11 protein-coding genes are annotated in these 13,787 nt (G+C 61.3%); 5 read left to right on the forward strand and 6 right to left on the reverse strand.

Annotated features, from left to right (window positions below; genetic code table 11):
• The first annotated feature begins 32 nt into the window (after positions 1 to 32).
• The gene (locus VMU57_RS14855; RefSeq protein WP_325384766.1) at positions 33 to 677 is read left to right on the forward strand and encodes a DUF882 domain-containing protein; all 645 of its coding nucleotides are present in this window, start codon (positions 33 to 35) and stop codon (positions 675 to 677) included.
• Between the two features lie 231 nt (positions 678 to 908).
• On the opposite strand, the gene VMU57_RS14860 is transcribed toward VMU57_RS14855, so the two are convergent.
• Positions 909 to 3,029 (reverse strand): radical SAM protein, encoded by a 2,121-nt coding sequence (locus tag VMU57_RS14860; RefSeq protein ID WP_325384768.1) that lies wholly within the window; start codon positions 3,027 to 3,029, stop codon positions 909 to 911.
• A 330-nt stretch (positions 3,030 to 3,359) separates the two neighbouring features.
• Between VMU57_RS14860 and VMU57_RS14865 the strand changes: the two genes are divergently transcribed.
• On the forward strand, positions 3,360 to 4,604 hold the full coding sequence (locus VMU57_RS14865; protein WP_325384770.1) for an MFS transporter: 1,245 nt from the start codon (positions 3,360 to 3,362) through the stop codon (positions 4,602 to 4,604).
• Here the strand turns inward: VMU57_RS14865 and VMU57_RS14870 are convergent.
• Together VMU57_RS14870 and VMU57_RS14875 are read right to left on the reverse strand one after the other, a co-directional pair.
• Positions 4,593 to 5,474, reverse strand: coding sequence for a hypothetical protein (locus VMU57_RS14870; RefSeq protein WP_325384772.1), 882 nt, complete (start codon positions 5,472 to 5,474; stop codon positions 4,593 to 4,595). The two genes, VMU57_RS14865 and VMU57_RS14870, sit on opposite strands and share 12 nt — an antisense overlap.
• Positions 5,475 to 5,519: 45 nt before the next feature.
• The gene (locus VMU57_RS14875) at positions 5,520 to 6,371 is read right to left on the reverse strand and encodes a hypothetical protein (protein WP_325384774.1); all 852 of its coding nucleotides are present in this window, start codon (positions 6,369 to 6,371) and stop codon (positions 5,520 to 5,522) included.
• Between the two features lie 254 nt (positions 6,372 to 6,625).
• On the opposite strand from VMU57_RS14875, the gene VMU57_RS14880 reads away from it, so the two are divergent.
• The 3 genes from VMU57_RS14880 (at position 6,626) to VMU57_RS14890 (ending at position 8,839) form a co-directional block, all read left to right on the forward strand.
• Positions 6,626 to 6,883, forward strand: coding sequence for a hypothetical protein (locus VMU57_RS14880; protein WP_325384776.1), 258 nt, complete (start codon positions 6,626 to 6,628; stop codon positions 6,881 to 6,883).
• Positions 6,880 to 7,647, forward strand: coding sequence for a septal ring lytic transglycosylase RlpA family protein (locus VMU57_RS14885; protein WP_325384778.1), 768 nt, complete (start codon positions 6,880 to 6,882; stop codon positions 7,645 to 7,647). The genes VMU57_RS14880 and VMU57_RS14885 overlap by 4 nt, the downstream gene beginning before the upstream one ends.
• A gap of 67 nt (positions 7,648 to 7,714) precedes the next feature.
• On the forward strand, positions 7,715 to 8,839 hold the full coding sequence (locus VMU57_RS14890; protein WP_325384780.1) for a glycoside hydrolase family 76 protein: 1,125 nt from the start codon (positions 7,715 to 7,717) through the stop codon (positions 8,837 to 8,839).
• Positions 8,840 to 8,869: 30 nt separating this feature from the next.
• Here VMU57_RS14890 and VMU57_RS14895 read toward each other — a convergent pair whose 3' ends face one another.
• The 3 genes from VMU57_RS14895 to VMU57_RS14905 all read right to left on the reverse strand — a co-directional run.
• Positions 8,870 to 10,549 carry a metallopeptidase TldD-related protein gene (locus tag VMU57_RS14895; protein WP_325384782.1) on the reverse strand — a complete coding sequence of 560 codons (1,680 nt, stop codon included), beginning with the start codon at positions 10,547 to 10,549 and terminating at the stop codon, positions 8,870 to 8,872.
• Positions 10,546 to 12,312 (reverse strand): metallopeptidase TldD-related protein, encoded by a 1,767-nt coding sequence (locus VMU57_RS14900; protein ID WP_325384784.1) that lies wholly within the window; start codon positions 12,310 to 12,312, stop codon positions 10,546 to 10,548. The genes VMU57_RS14895 and VMU57_RS14900 overlap by 4 nt, the downstream gene beginning before the upstream one ends.
• Before the next feature lie 141 nt (positions 12,313 to 12,453).
• The coding region (locus VMU57_RS14905; protein WP_325384786.1) for an OPT/YSL family transporter at positions 12,454 to 13,787 on the reverse strand (1,334 nt) is incomplete at its 5' end.

Below are 13,787 nucleotides of genomic sequence, written 5' to 3' on the forward strand. Positions count from 1 at the left end.
TTTAGACAATCAGAACCCCGGGGGATGTGCGGATGAGGCTTCGTTTTAACAGGTGGGCGGCGACAGTGGCTGTGGCTGCGACGGTACTGGCGTTGGGCGGATCGGCGAAGGCTGGTGAGCGGACGGGGACGATTCAAAGCACAATTCAAATCCAGGAGGGCCAGAACTATTCGCTGCATCTCTACCAGTTGCACACGGGCGAGAGCCTTGACGTGGTGTACCGGGTGGGGGATACGTATATTCCGGCGGCGCTCGACAGGCTGAACCATTTTTTGCGCGACTATCGCACGGATACGGTCAAGACTTACGATCCGAAGGAGTTTGACGTGCTCCACGCGCTGATGGCGAAGCTGAGACGCCCCAACGGGGTGATCGATATCGTCTGCGGCTATAGGACTCCGGAGACCAATCACTTTTTGCGGACGCGGGCGGCCAGCACCGGCGTGGCGGAGCATAGCCAGCATATGGCGGCGAAGGCGATTGATATTCGCGTGCCGGGCGTGTCTACGGTCAAGTTGCGAAATGCGGCTTTGAGCCTGCATGAAGGCGGCGTGGGCTACTATCCGGTGTCGCAGTTCGTGCACGTGGATGTGGGGCCGGTGCGGGAGTGGTCGTATGGACGGACGCGGTCGCGGCATCGGCATTCACGGGCTCGTGTACGGGCTTTGGGCGAGTAAGAGAACTGGCAGCGACAAGGACAACGGCGAAACACAGGGGCCTCCACTGCGCTTCGCTCCGGTCGAGATGACGTTCATTGAGCTGGCTAAGAACTCTTGTACCTATCTTGAATGGCTCTGAGTTTCTGGAATAGTTCTTAGTTTCTGGGGTATAAGAAAGGCCGCCATTGCTGGCGGCCTTCTTATTGCTGTTGTTGGTTTGGCGCGGAGCGCGTCTGCTGCATGCAATGCCTAGTCGCCGGCTACGGTCTCTTCGATGCTGTTGACGACTTCGGCCTTGGATGCGGCGGGCTTGATGCCGCCGATGGAGTCCAGCGCGATGAAGCCCGGGACTTCCTTCTCGCCGAGCACTTCCTTGCGGTAGAGCTTGGCCATCTTCGCGTTCTCGGCGTCTTGCTTAATCTTCGCGTCGCGCGCCCGGATCTTCTCTTCGCGGGCGTTCTTGGCGATGCCGGACTTGTCGAAGGTGTCATTGGCAGCCGCGTTGACGTGAGCCTCGTTGATCACGAGATCGTAGCTGGACTCCTTCTCGAGACCGACCTTCTTGCCGCCGGCGAAGATCTCGTGACGGCCATGCTCCTCGTACCACTTGGTGAGGGTGGAGGTCATGTGCATCTTCTCGATGATGTTCCTCCAGCCGACGCCGGTGTTGTACGCGCAGAAGCTGATCTCACCCTCTTGCGTGGCATAGGGGATGATGCACTGCTCGGTGCGGCGGAAGTCGTAGTTGAAGAGGTCCTGGAACCACATGCCGGCGATGAAGAGGAAGTTCCAGCGGTCGGAACGACGCAGCTTGATGTCTTCCATCGTGCGGTCCGCGGTAACTTTGCCGTAGCTCTTGCCGGTTGCGCCGAAGCTCTTGTCGAACTTCTGCAGCAGGTCCTTGATCTTGAAGTGGGTCGGAGCCTGGGAAGGATCGTAGTTGCGCAGCAGAGCCAGCGTAACGCCGATGATGGAGAGCCACTTGCCACGAGCAGCGTCGTTGATGCGGGCGACGTCCTTGGCGAGGCGGTCTGCATTCAGGAAGGCGGTGACGGGCACGGCTTCCTTGGTCTCCTTGTCGATCATCAGCGCCATGCCGATGCCGCAGTTCGGGTGGCAGCCGCAGGAGAGCTGGCCCCAGTCGTGGTTCGGGCCATGGACCAGGTCGGCCCAGTCGGCGAAGGTGGACATGAAGGAGATGGGGAACCAGTCGCGGATCGGTTCGCCGAGGCCGGTCTGGTTCTTGACGTCGTGCGCCATGTGGCTCAGGGTGTAGCGCTGCGCCTGGCGGCGCTCGTCGGAGATGTCTTCGTCGCGGCCAGTGAAGCTGACCGGCTGGAAGCTGAGGAAGTTGATCTTCTTGGGGTTGTCGAGCGCGAACTTGATGATGTTGCCGACCTGCTCGTTATTGATGCCGTTGATGATGGTCGTCACGGGAACGATATCGACGCCAGCCTCGTGCAGGTTGTGGATGGCCTGGAGCTTCACGTCGAACGCATTGCCGACCTTGCGGTGCGAGTTGGCCGCGTTGCCGATACCGTCGAACTGGAGGTAGGCATAGCGGAGACCGGCATCGGCAGCAGCCTTGGCGAACTCCTTGGACTTGGCGAACTCAATGCCGTTGGTCGCTGCCTGAACGCTGGTGTAGCCGACCTTGCGGGCGTAAGCGACGGCGTCGAGGAAGTACGGCGACAGGGTGGGCTCGCCGCCTGAGACCTGAACGCTCATCTGCCGCTTGGGCTTGATGGTGACGGCGTTGTCGAGCATGGTCTTGATCTCGTCCCATGTCAGCTCGTGGACGAAGCCGACCTGATTTGCGTCCATGAAGCAGGGATCGCACATCATGTTGCAACGGTTGGTCAGGTCGATGGTGAGCACCGAGCCGCGGCCGTGGGTAACGGTAGACGTACCGTGGTTGTGCAGCTTCTCGTCGTTGTGGGCGCGGATGTCGCGGCCCGGGAAGACCTCTTCGAGGTGCTTGAAGAAGGCGGTGTCGATGGACATGACGTCTTCAAAGTGGCCGTGGATGGGGCAGTCCTTCACCATCAGGATCTGGCCGTCGCGCTCGATGATCTGCGCCTTGATCTCGCCGACCTTCTCGTTCAAAAGAATCTCGTGGGGCAGCTTGCCGTCGACGATCTGCTGGCGGATCTCAGGGATGCACTTGGGGCAAAGGGAGTCGGTGGTACGGGGCCAGCCGAGGGGCGGCTTCTCTTTCTGATAGCTCTTGAGGAGTGGCTTATCGCTCCACTTGGGAGTGAAGCTCGGGTTGGGGCTGATTGCGTTCAGCTTGTTGAACACAACCCAACCGGCTTTTGCTACCTGCGTGAGGGACTTCTCAACGAACTTTGAAGGTTTCGAATTTGACATTAATTCTGTCTCCTGACAGTGCGGCCTGAAGCGGAAGATGTGCGTCGCTTCTTCCAGCCTAGCTAACATTGCATTGGATGCGGAAGTTCCAATTTTGATGCCCCTTTACCTAACGGGCACAACAGCTTACGACGCTTCCAAGAGTACGGTTTTACCGCCTGACTTTGAACAAGAGAACGCTGATTGGCAAGAATTTACATTGAATGGCGAATTTCAGCAGCGAAAGTGACCGACCGGCAAAGCCTTTGAATCCAACTTCCGTCTAAATCGTATCTATTTGAGTGGCTTGAATCGGGGTGGGATCTGCAAAATCTGGTTGAGACCCAAGAGTTGACGCCGCCGGTTCCGCCTGCGTGGGTGATCGGGCTGGCGTGGCTTCCGTTTGGCATTGTCGTCGGCTTCACGATCACGGCGCTTCCGTTTCTGGTGACGAGGATGGGCATCAGCCTGGACCGCGCCGCCGCCATGAGCGCAACCGTGATGACGCCGACCTTCTGGGCCTTTCTGCTGAACCCGATTCTCGACGTTGGATTGACGCGCAGAGCGTATTGCTGGCTGACGGCGCTGGTTGCCGCTGTCTGCATGGCCTCGGGGCTTTGGGTGCTCTCCCCCGCGCGCCTGGGCGCGGCGACGATATTGCTGCTGCTGGGAGAGCTGTCGATTGTGCTGTTCAGCTCGGCGCTTTGGGGATGGCAGACGGAGTTTGTGCCGGAGCGGATGCGCGGCATGGTGGGAGGATGGACAAACGTCGCCAACCTGGGCGGCGGTGCTCTGGGGTCGCTGGTGGTGATGTCGCTGGCCTCGCAGGTGGATGCCCGCCGGATCGGGATGGGGCTGATGGTTGCGATACTTCTGGGGCTGGTGCCTGCGTTGTGGTTTCCTTTGCCGCACCAATCGAAGTTCAAGCTGAAGCAGATCTTCGTCGACGCGATGAAGGCCACGTGGCAGGCCACGAAGCGCAGAGAGTGCCTTGTGGGCTTCGCACTTTTTCTTGCTCCGGCCAGCTCTCTGGCTGCCATCAACCTGTTCTCCGGCATCGGCAGGGACTTTCATGCCAGCGACCATGTGGTGATCCTGGTGACGGGAGCGGGATGCGCGATAAGCGCCTCGATAGGATCGCTGGTGGGAGGATGGGCCTCGCACCGCTTCAACCGCGGCTATGTGTATCTTCTTTCGGGCATGCTGGGGGCCTCGTGCGCGCTGGTGGTCGCGTTTCTGCCTCATGTGCCGGAGAATTTCGTGTGGTTGGCCCTGGCCTATAACGGCATTGCGGGAGTCAGCTACGCGGCGTTCACATCGTTGTGCCTGCAACTGGTGGGACACAGCAGCCCGGTGGCGAGCACGCAGCTCGGCCTGTTCTCGGCCTCGACTAACGGAGCGATCGTATTCATGACGGCGATGGATGGGCTTGGCTACCGGCACTTTGGCGTGCGCGGGCTGTTGCTGACGGATGGGCTGGTCAGCCTTGCGGCGGCGATACCGCTGCTGTTTCTGGTGCGGCGCTATCTGCGGCGAACGGCGGTGGATGAAGTGGCGATAGAGCGTAGTGGCCGAGCAGCCAAATTAGAAGGTTGAGCCGGCTCCCTGTTGCTGCTGGCTGGCTACCTGATTGAGGATTCGCTGCACGAAGATGATGCGGATGCTGATGTGCCGGGCCACGTCGGGCAGAAATTCGGTGATGAGGTTATTGGCGGGATCGGTTGCAAGCCCGGTCGCGATGCGGGCGATGGTGGAAGCTGGATCGGCGTGGATGCCGGGGACATAGAGATTGCTCAACTCGGCGCTGATGGGATAGCCGAACAGGTTGGCATAGTTGGGCATGAGGCTGCCGTCGTCGTGGTTGGCGATGAAGGTGTGTCCGACGGCGTGGCCAATGCGCCGGGGAATGCTCGCCCTGGGCATACGGAAGTAGCGGGGATCCTGGTGAGTGATGGAAGGGATGAGAAACGCGCCGAAGAACTCTCCGGTCGCATCCTGCAGGAGGCTGACACCGGTATTTTTTCCGAAGCCTTTGAGGCCGGGGCCGTAGGCGCTGTCGGAGTCGATGGCGATGGTGAAGCCGGAGAGCGCAACGATGGTCAGCAGGTTGGCCGGGTCGGTCAGATTATGGATCGCCAGGTATCCCTTCTGCTTCGAGGTCAACGGAATGACGACGTTGGTATCGAGGAACCGCTGGTAAGGGTTGACGAGCTCGCTGCAGGGGACGCGGACCGGCGCGACGGTATGCGAGTGCGAAGGAATGCTGAGCATCGCGTGGCGCAGGGTGCAGGGCGCCACGCCGCTGCCGCTGGTCTTGAGAGCGTCCTCGGCGAGGACAACGACATCCTGTCGCTGGGCGAGAAGGACGCTGGGGGCGTCGGGCAGGGGCGCTGGAGGCGCACTGGTTTGAGCGCAGGCCGCTGCACGCGATAGCGCAACCGTCAGAAGCAGGAGAGATCGAATCACCGTGTAGCCCATCCGTTATGTTCTATAACCCCGGAGAGGTAAGAGTCACTCGCTCTTTTTTAAGTGCGCCAGTTCGAGCGCATCGTCGAGAAATTCGTGAACGCCAAAGCCAAGAGCGGCGCCTCCAAGAGAAGTGCCGTAGGTCAACATGGTGCGGCGGGCGGTTCGGTCGCGTTCGGGATAGTAGGCGTTGGTCAGCGCCGAGGCTTCCAGGTCTCCCGTGAGGAGCGCCAGATTGACGGTCTCACGGCCGCTGTCCGACTTGGTAACAAAGACACGGGTCGCGGCATACACTGCGCGCTGGGTGAGGCTGTGGCCGTGGCGGCCCATCCTGTAGTAGCGACGATCTTCGTGAAAGACGGGAGCCATGACCGAGGTGCTCAGGATGTCTTCGCTAATGCCGCGAATGGTCGCTGCTCCCAGACGCTGTCCGAAAGCGCCCTTGTCGGTGCCATATTTAGGGGAGGTGTTTAAAAGGTGAGACCATCCCGCAGCGATGAACCATCCTGCCATCGAAGACGGAGTAACTGAATCTCTGGCGCCCATCAGGAATTTGTCTTTGCCGGTGAGCGATGGGGCCTGCTGGCCGGGAGCGATCACGGTGTCCCAACGCGATGCTGCGGCTTTCTGCGCGGGGTGTGTGGTTGGCGTGCTGTCGAAATCAGATTCGGCGGAGCTGGAAGAACTGCTTGCGGCCTCATCGCTGCTGCGGTCGGTGGCTCGGAACGCTTCTCCGGGCGCGTCGGGAAGCTCTGCCATGGCGATGAGGAAGGCGGCCTCCGGTTGCGGAGCAGGCTGCGCGATGACAGGCGTTGCGGCTGCGACTGCAAGACTGAGCGCGAGCGTCCATGTTGGTGGTTTTGCCAGGAAAGACTTTGAAATCAGCTTTCTGTTCAAAAGAAATAACCTCGAGGCCTCTCGGAAAAGTAAAAATGGCTCAGACAACGTTATACGCGGCATCCGCAGATCTATTCCTTAATATCTATTCCTTAAAAGGACGCCATTCGAAGGTATCTGGTTGTACCGCTGGACGGGATAGGGCCTGGAGATGCCGCCGTTACCACGTCGGCACTGCAAGGGGAATATACGGCAATCGCGGTTGACCATGTATTTTGCTGATCCGCATAATCAAAGGGTAGAGAGGTACGCGCATGGCCTTTGAAGATTCCACCACCCCAAAGCGCCCCTGGGAGCAGCGCCTGCACGAAGCCGGGACCCGCGTCGAAGAAGACCTTCGGCGCTTCGTGACCTATCTCAACGACGAGATTGTGCCAGATGTGCGCCGCAACGGCTCCGAGGCGCTTCGCTCCGCGGCCGCCGAGTTAAACCGGCTGGCCCAGCGGATGGACGAACGGGCCGGCAGGACTCCACCATCACCGCCTCCGCCACCGGGTGAGCCGAGATCTTGAGCCGCTCGCGCCTCGCTTACGCCGCTGTGCTGTCAGCGCTGATGCTGCTGGCGAGCGGGTGCCACCGCGAGACGCCGCGAGCTTATCGCCAGCCTCCGCCGCCAACTTTGCCGGATGCGAACAGCTCTGCCCGCGCCAGCCGGAACCCCAGCCGTGATCGTGATCGGGACATGGACTCGGAAGAGACTGCACCGCAGCCTGAGACAGATGGCAGAGCAGTTTCGAGCGAGGTCGGACTGGCGAGCTGGTACGGGCCTCCCTACGCCGGGCGCAAGGGAGCAGACGGCACGGTCTACGACCAGAACGCGATGACCGCCGCAAACCTGACGCTGCCGCTGGGAACCGTGGTCCGCGTGACCAACCTGACGACGCACCAGACCGCCGTGGTGCGCATCACCGACCGCGGGCCGTTTGTTCGAGGGCGCATCATCGATCTCTCGCTTGCGGCTGCCAAGGCCATTGGCGTCTATCGCGTGGGTGTCGCCAGGGTGCGGGTGGAGGCCTTCGCCTCTGACCGGCCAGCAGTCGCTGGACGATGGTGCGTTCAGGTAGGAGCTTTCTCGCGTGAGAAGGACGCGGTCAAGCTGAAGGAGCAACTGAGCCGCCGCTACACGACCGCCAAGGTGATCGAGTTCGCCGGGCCTACAGGCCATTGGGTTCGCATCAATCCGCTACAGCCCGACAGGGCGCACGCTGACCAGGTCGCAGAGAGTATTCGCACGCCCGACCCGGCGGCGCTGCCCTACATCGTCCGAACCAACTAAACGTTCTTCTATAGTGATCGCGACGCAATGTTTACCAAATAATTTTCCTCCAGGGGCCTGACTTCTTTTGAAGACACTGTTTAAAGCGAGCCAAATCGTCCGCATCCTTCCTGCCATCCTCCTAACCTGCATGGCCGCGCAGGCCTTCGCTGCACCGGCTTCGAGCAAAGCCGACCGGAGGCACGCGCGGGAGGCGGTGAAGGTGCTGCAGCAGTGGTACACACCGCAGAGCGGCCTGTATCGCACCACCGGGTGGTGGAACTCCGCCAACGCAATCACCGCGCTGGCGAACTACAGCCGGATGAGCCACACGAAAAAATATTTGCCCATCTTTGCCAACACGCTGCACGCCGCGCAGACCGGGCATGATGGAGCTCCGGGGTTCGTCAACGACTACTACGACGACGAAGGCTGGTGGGCGCTGGCCTGGATCGACGTCTATGATCTGACCGGGAAGGCTGAGTATCTTCAGGCCGCTGGCTCCATCTTCGACAACATGCAGAAGGGATGGGAGACCGAGACCTGTGGCGGCGGCGTGTGGTGGAGCAAGAAGAGCAAGGAGAAGAATGCGATTGAGAACGAGCTGTTTCTCGATGTGGCCGCCTCGCTGGCGAACCGCACCAAGGCACCCGAAGAGCGCGAGCGGTATCTCAGCTGGGCGCAGAAGGAGTGGGCGTGGTTTCATGACTCGGGCATGATCAACCGCGACCACCTCATCAACGATGGGCTCGACCTCTCGAACCCGGCGCACTGCACCAACAACGGCAAAGCGACCTGGAGCTATAACCAGGGAGTGATTCTGGGAGCTCTGGTGGAGCTGAATAAAGCCGCACCCGATCCGGCGCTTGCGGAGACGGCCTCGACCATCGCGCATGCTGCCATCGAGCACCTTACCGACGAGCAAGGCGTGCTGCGTGAGCCCAATGGCGCGCACACCGGCGGCGACGTGCCACAGTTCAAGGGCATCTTCAGCCGCAATCTGATGCTGCTCAACAACGCGTTCCCGGATGACCGCTATCAGGCGTTTGCGAGAGCCAATGCCGATAGCATCTGGGCCAAGGACCGAGATGCCGCGAATCACCTTGGCTTCTGGTGGGCCGGGCCGTTCGACCTGGCCGATGCGGCGCGTCAGAGCTCGGCGCTGGATGCTTTGACGGCAGCGGGTGTTCTGGGTTCAGCTCAACGTCGTTGAGCAGAACCCCTTCTAACGGTCTAACGATTTTTACTTTCCATCGAGTGCCGGCGGAGGGTAGTAGGGCAGCTTCTGCTGCTCTTCGACGGCGCGTTTGACGCCCACATCGTCGAACAACATGCTCGGGGCGATCATGGTCTGCGGAACCGGGCCAAGCGAATTCGCGACGTAGTCGTCGTTGCCCACGCCTACGATATCCGAGCGCAGGCTGCGGTTGTCCAACTCATCGAACGCTGCGCCGCGAACCAGTTCCCTGCTGCCATCGGCGTGGACGCGATATAAAAGCCGAGGCTGGAGAGGACCGCCCAGTGTCTCAACCGCATAGACATCGCGGCCCTGCTCCTTCGCCATGGCGAGCAGCCGCTTGTTCAACTCGCTGACCGGCACCGCCTCGCTCGATTTGACGATCACCACGCTTGCGCGAGAGTGTGCCACCTGTCCCGGCGCGGAGCGGCCATGCCCGTTGGAAGAGGGGAAGTCCCTCACCGGCTCACGTCCAATCAGATAATTTTGCAGGATGCCTTTGACCACCACATCGACCGGCTGCGCAGGCACACCCTCGTCATCGACGGCATACGCACCCAGCAGCGTCTTGCCCGCGAACCTGGTCATCAGGGGATCGTCGGTGACGCTCAACGTCTCCGGCAGCACGCGCGATTTGTAGCTGGAGGCATAGGCTCCGGTCGTCCTCGCCGTGGTGCCCATGGCAGGACGGTCCGCCTCGATGTTGGGGACAAACAGGTGCGCCATGACGTCGGACGCGGCATCGCCGCTGAACAGGATGGGGCCGTGGTAATCCTCTGCGGGAACCACCGGCGCCGCGCGCAATGCTGCGAGACTCTGCAGATCGTCGATCACGCGCTTGCGAAACGCGGGCCATGTCTCCATCTCCCTGGCGTCCGCCGCGGTCGTGCCGTTATCGCGGCTGAGACGCATGCCGTCGGGCGCCTGGCCACCGACGCTGATGCCGGCGGCGTAGCCGGTATATCCCTGCCGCACCACGGTTCCCTCGGTGTTGACCAGGTAGCGGTTCACGGCTACCGCGCGCACGTTCGCGGTCGAGTACTGCACCTGCTCTGCCGACGCACGGACCTCGGGGGCAGTCTCGAACAATCCGCTGGCATCGATGATCCGCTGCTTCCACGCATTACGGTCGAGATCGATGGCGACCAGCGGAGCCACGTGCACCACCGGCTTCGCTTCAGCGAAGTCGTGCTCCATCTGCGGGTTTTGAAATTGCTTCAGCGCGGCCTGTTTAGCAGCATAGTTCTGCAACGCGTTCTTATAGGCCATATCGGTCGCGGTCCAAAGCGCGTACCGCAACGCCTCTGGATTATTGTCGCGTGGAGCGAGCGCGATGGCGCCGTCTCCGCGGCTGGTGCTGTTGTCGATCGCATAGTCGCCAACCCGAACGGTCACGCGCACCACGCGCTGGTGGTTCGACTCCTCGCGGGTCAGCGCACCGTAGTTGGCGACGGCCTCGTAGCTATTTAAATCGTCGAGCTGATATTCGATGAAGTATGGCCGTTGCATTCCGGGCAGCACAAGGAGCGCTTTCTCGCGGCCAAGCTCCGCCTGCATGGCCCGCAGCATGGGATCGCTGCTCTGGGGCTGGGCAAAGCTAAGCGTCGCTGAAAGGACGCAGGAAGCGGCGGCGAGCAACGAATACTTGTGGAATCCGCGAGAGAGGAGAGAGGATCGATTGTTCATTGGCCACCCTTTCCGGCAGCATTCGCACTGGTATCGGCGCTGGGTGGAGGAAGGATGGGCGGCCTTGCGGTGCCCTGTGTCTGCTTCTGGGTCTCGATCTCGCTGACCAGCATCGCCGGTGCCACCGCGCTGACGGGAATGCTGCCTGATTCGGCGCCGCAGATGCCGTTGAAGACCTCGGGCTTATCGTCGGTGGCTACGATTCGCGCCAGAGCCGCCTGCGGTGTGCCTACGATGCTCACGCCGCGCACCAGCTCGTCCGGGCGTCCGTCCACATACACGCGATAGACGACCAGCGGGATGACCTGAAAGGCCTGTGGCGAACGGCGCGTCGTCACCGCGAATCCAGAGGAGATGTCCTCGAAGTAAAGCCCGTAGGCTTTGCCCTGCTTCTTCGCTTCCGCAATCAGCATCTGCCGCAGCTCGGCATCGCTTACCGTCTTCGACGAGGTGACGATCAGGTTTCCCTGACGCCCGGTGGGCATGTGGGCCACCTCGGCGCGTCCATGCCCATTGCTGTGGGCAAAGCCGGCGACCGGTTGGCGCGACATGAGAAATGTCTTGAGGATTCCGTCGGTGATCAGATCGACGCGACGCGCCTGCTGGCCCTCGTCGTCGTAGTTGTAGTGCCCGCTCAACCAGGTTCCATCGAACTTCTGGAGCGTAGGGTCGTCGGAGACGCTCATGAAAGATGGCAGGATCTGCTTGCCCATCAGCTTGGTGAAGGTCTGGCCTTCTTCGTCGCCACGTTGCCGCTGGCCTTCAAGACGATGGCCGAGGACCTCGTGGAAGAAGACCGCTGCTGCTCGTCCGCTGAGAATTGCGGGGCCGTTATAGGGATCGGTGATCGGGGCCACGCGCAAGGCTTCGAGGCTCTTGCCCATCTCAGTGACCTTTGCGGCAAGCACCTTCTGGTCGGGAAGATGCCCGGTCGCATCGGCCTCGAAGGTCTCTGCGCGGAACATATCCATACCGTCGGCTGCACGCGTTCGTCCCACCATCACCAGGCGCGCGACGTGGTTGGGCGTGTCGACCTTCGCGCCTTCGGACGAGACGAAGTAGTCCGTCTCCGAACTGGCCTCAAGCGCGACCGTGTTGTAGAAGACGTCGGGATACTGCTTGAACAGGCTGGAGAGATCACGCAGTCGCGTCTCCCACTCTGCGGTGTCGACCTTGAGTGGAGGAGCGGTCGGCAGCAAGGCTACCTTTGCATCTTCCGTCGAAAAGTCCGGCGACCCGTCCTCTTCCTTGGCCCGGACCTCCTGGTCTGCCTTGACCTTCAGATAGCCGTCGAGCGCCTTGCCGTAGCCGCGATTGGTCGCAAACCACAGGCTGCGCGCAATCGCCTCGCGATCATTGGTCAGCGGGATGGGGATGGTCGTGAGCGCGCTGTTGCGATGGTCGCCGTGGGTGTTGTCTTCGGCGGGCGAACCGATGCGCACCTGCACGTCGGCAAAGCGGCGATGGCTTTGGTTCGAGTTGGTGATCGCGCCAAATTGAGCGGCGATGCGGACCTGCTCGCCGTCGGCCACCGAATAGCTCAGAAAATACGGCTTCGGTTGCTGTGCCCTGCTGGTGGAACTGCCCAGCGAGTTCATCGCGCGATGCAGCTCCGACTCCATCGTCTCCACCAGAACGCTGGAGGTCTGCCCCGTCTCCGCGTGGGCCTCCGCCGCTCGAACCACTCGCCCCGGCAGGGCCATCCCCACCATTATCAGACCGGCCAACCCTACACCGGCAACCACGACTCTCTGTCTCGTCATTGGAAAGAAAACTCGATTCACATGCAAAATTCAACTGAAGCAGAGTGTAGCGGAAATATGTTTCCCTGGGCTCGGCCAATTAAGGGCCGGCACCATTCTCCCTGAGAATGCCCGACCTACGATCCTCGCTGTGCGTGCCGCTTATTTTTTGTCCAGCGGCTTGCGGGCGAAGTAGAAGAGCGAGAAGGCCAGCAGCGCGAACATGATGACGCTGATCCAGTCGTGGTAGAAGGGATTGTGGTCGCTGAAGCGTGGGAACATCTTGTCGGTGGCGGCTTCGTAGAGCCGTACGCCTACTCCCATGAGGCCGACGATGCCGCCTGCGGCGATGAGGCCGGAGGCGTAGAGCGAGCCGGAGCTGATCTCCGATTCTGAATCGAGCGCAGGAGTGCTTTCAGAAGCAGATCCTCCGCCTTCGGCGAAGGATGACAAATTCTCGGTGGCCGCGCGTCTTTCGAGGGTGCGGTCGACCATCCAGCGCATGAGGCCGCCGACGAAGATGGCCAGCGTGGTGGCGATGGAGAGATAAGCTCCTACGGCAAATGTAAGGCTGCGGATGCCCAGCATCTCGATGCAGATGACGAGTGCTACTCCCAGAAGAACCAATCCCCAGGGCAGTTTGCGAGTGAGGATTCCGTTGATGACGGTGGCCATGAGGCGGCCTTGCGGAGCCGCGGCCTTTTCGCTGCCGATGCCCTGTATCCACTGGATCTCGATCTGGCCCGTGTGCGGGTTGTAGAGGTATTTGCCGTCCGCGAGCGTGGAAGAGCCGATGGAGTTGAGCAGGATGAACTGGCGGGCGTTGGGGACCTCTTCGCGGGTGGGATTGTCGGTGTTGTGCGAGGTGAGCGAGAGGTGGTCGCGCTTGAAGGGGCCTTCGTTCTGGACGCCGTCGGGCAGTGCGTTGAGCGAGAAGACGATGGGCCTCTGCATGCGCTGGAAGGTCTCGAGGCCAGTGTTCATGGCGTTGAGCGTGGCCCCAATGGAGAAGATCGAGACGATGACGCCGATCATGATGGCGACCTGCTGCTTCCACGGCGTGGCTCCGATGAGAAAGCCGGTCTTGAGGTCCTGCGAGGTGTCCCCCGCATTGGACGCGGCGATGCAGACGATGCCGCCGATGGTGATGGCGAGCGCACCGAAGGCGGGAGCCGTCCAGCCGCGGACGAGGAAGATGGCTGCCGTAGCCATGAGCGTGGCGATGGTCATGCCCGAGACCGGCGAGGCGCTGCTGCCTACGATGCCCACGATGCGGGCGGAGACGGTGACGAATAAGAATCCGAAGACAATGACGAGGATGGCGGCAGCAAGGTTGGCCAACGCTCCAACCTGCGCTCCGGGAACGGGATGGAACTGCAGGAAGGCCCACATGAGGACGATGAGAAGAGCGCTGCCGCCGAGGACGATCGACATGGGAATGTCGCGTTCGGTGCGGATGGTCTTAGCAGAGGTCGATTGCTTGCCTGCCCGTTTTT

Source organism: Edaphobacter sp. (assembly GCF_035532915.1).
GTDB lineage: Bacteria > Acidobacteriota > Terriglobia > Terriglobales > Acidobacteriaceae > Edaphobacter.